1 rRNA gene is annotated in these 2,292 nt (G+C 52.9%); it reads left to right on the forward strand.

Features of this window, described 5'->3' with window-relative positions:
* Positions 1-2,269 (forward strand): 23S ribosomal RNA (locus ACIP9G_RS22665); the annotation flags it as partial.
* Between the last annotated feature and the right edge of the window lie 23 nt (positions 2,270-2,292).

Below are 2,292 nucleotides of genomic sequence, written 5' to 3' on the forward strand. Positions count from 1 at the left end.
AAGGCGGAGCCGCAGCGAAAGCGAGTCTGAATAGGGCGAATTAGTACGTGGTCGTAGACCCGAAACCAGGTGATCTACCCATGTCCAGGGTGAAGGTGAGGTAACACTTACTGGAGGCCCGAACCCACGCACGTTGAAAAGTGCGGGGATGAGGTGTGGGTAGCGGAGAAATTCCAATCGAACTTGGAGATAGCTGGTTCTCTCCGAAATAGCTTTAGGGCTAGCCTCGTGATGAGAATACTGGAGGTAGAGCACTGTTTGGACTAGGGGGCCATCCCGGTTTACCGAATTCAGACAAACTCCGAATGCCAGATATTTATACACGGGAGTCAGACTGCGAGTGATAAGATCCGTAGTCAAAAGGGAAACAGCCCAGACCACCAGCTAAGGTCCCAAAGTAATCGTTAAGTGGAAAAGGATGTGGCGTTGCACAGACAACCAGGATGTTGGCTTAGAAGCAGCCATCATTTAAAGAGTGCGTAATAGCTCACTGGTCGAGTGACGCTGCGCCGAAAATGTATCGGGGCTAAACGATTCACCGAAGCTGTGGATTGACATCTACGATGTCAGTGGTAGGAGAGCGTTCTAAGTGCGTTGAAGTCAGACCGGAAGGACTGGTGGAGCGCTTAGAAGTGAGAATGCCGGTATGAGTAGCGAAAGACGGGTGAGAATCCCGTCCACCGTATGACTAAGGTTTCCTGAGGAAGGCTCGTCCGCTCAGGGTTAGTCGGGACCTAAGCCGAGGCCGATAGGCGTAGGCGATGGACAACAGGTTGATATTCCTGTACCACCTCCTCACCGTTTGAGAAATGGGGGGACGCAGTAGGATAGGGTAAGCGCGCCGTTGGTTGTGCGCGTCCAAGCAGTAAGGCGTGTGTGTAGGCAAATCCGCACACTATAACGTTGAGCTGTGATGGCGAGTCCGTATGGACGAAGTTCCTGATTTCACACTGCCAAGAAAAGCCTCTATCGAGGTGAGAGGTGCCCGTACCGCAAACCGACACAGGTAGTCGAGGAGAGAATCCTAAGGTGTGCGAGAGAACTCTCGTTAAGGAACTCGGCAAAATGACCCCGTAACTTCGGGAGAAGGGGTGCTCTTGAGCGTGCAAGCGCACGAGAGCCGCAGTGAATAGGCCCAGGCGACTGTTTAGCAAAAACACAGGTCTCTGCAAAACCGTAAGGTGACGTATAGGGGCTGACGCCTGCCCGGTGCTGGAAGGTTAAGAGGAGTGGTTAGCGCAAGCGAAGCTGCGAATTGAAGCCCCAGTAAACGGCGGCCGTAACTATAACGGTCCTAAGGTAGCGAAATTCCTTGTCGGGTAAGTTCCGACCCGCACGAAAGGCGTAACGATCTGGGCACTGTCTCAACGAGAGACTCGGTGAAATTATAGTACCTGTGAAGATGCAGGTTACCCGCGACAGGACGGAAAGACCCCGTGGAGCTTTACTGTAGCCTGATATTGAATTTTGGTACAACTTGTACAGGATAGGTAGGAGCCAGAGATCTCGGAGCGCCAGCTTCGAAGGAGGCGTCGGTGGGATACTACCCTGGTTGTATTGAAATTCTAACCCATGCCCCTTAGCGGGGCAGGAGACAGTGTCAGGCGGACAGTTTGACTGGGGCGGTCGCCTCCTAAAAGGTAACGGAGGCGCCCAAAGGTTCCCTCAGAATGGTTGGAAATCATTCGTAGAGTGTAAAGGCACAAGGGAGCTTGACTGCGAGACCTACAAGTCGAGCAGGGTCGAAAGACGGGCTTAGTGATCCGGTGGTTCCGCATGGAAGGGCCATCGCTCAACGGATAAAAGCTACCCCGGGGATAACAGGCTTATCTCCCCCAAGAGTCCACATCGACGGGGAGGTTTGGCACCTCGATGTCGGCTCATCGCATCCTGGGGCTGTAGTCGGTCCCAAGGGTTGGGCTGTTCGCCCATTAAAGCGGTACGCGAGCTGGGTTCAGAACGTCGTGAGACAGTTCGGTCCCTATCCGTCGTGGGCGTAGGAAATTTGAGAGGAGCTGTCCTTAGTACGAGAGGACCGGGATGGACACACCGCTGGTGTACCAGTTGTCTTGCCAAAGGCATCGCTGGGTAGCTATGTGTGGACGGGATAAGTGCTGAAAGCATCTAAGCATGAAGCCCCCCTCAAGATGAGATTTCCCATTACGCAAGTAAGTAAGATCCCTCAAAGACGATGAGGTAGATAGGTTCGAGGTGGAAGTGTGGTGACACATGGAGCTGACGAATACTAATCGATCGAGGACTTAACCAAAAAAGTTTGAAACATTCAATGAA

Source organism: Lysinibacillus sp. NPDC093197, assembly GCF_044754025.1.
GTDB lineage: Bacteria > Bacillota > Bacilli > Bacillales_A > Planococcaceae > Lysinibacillus.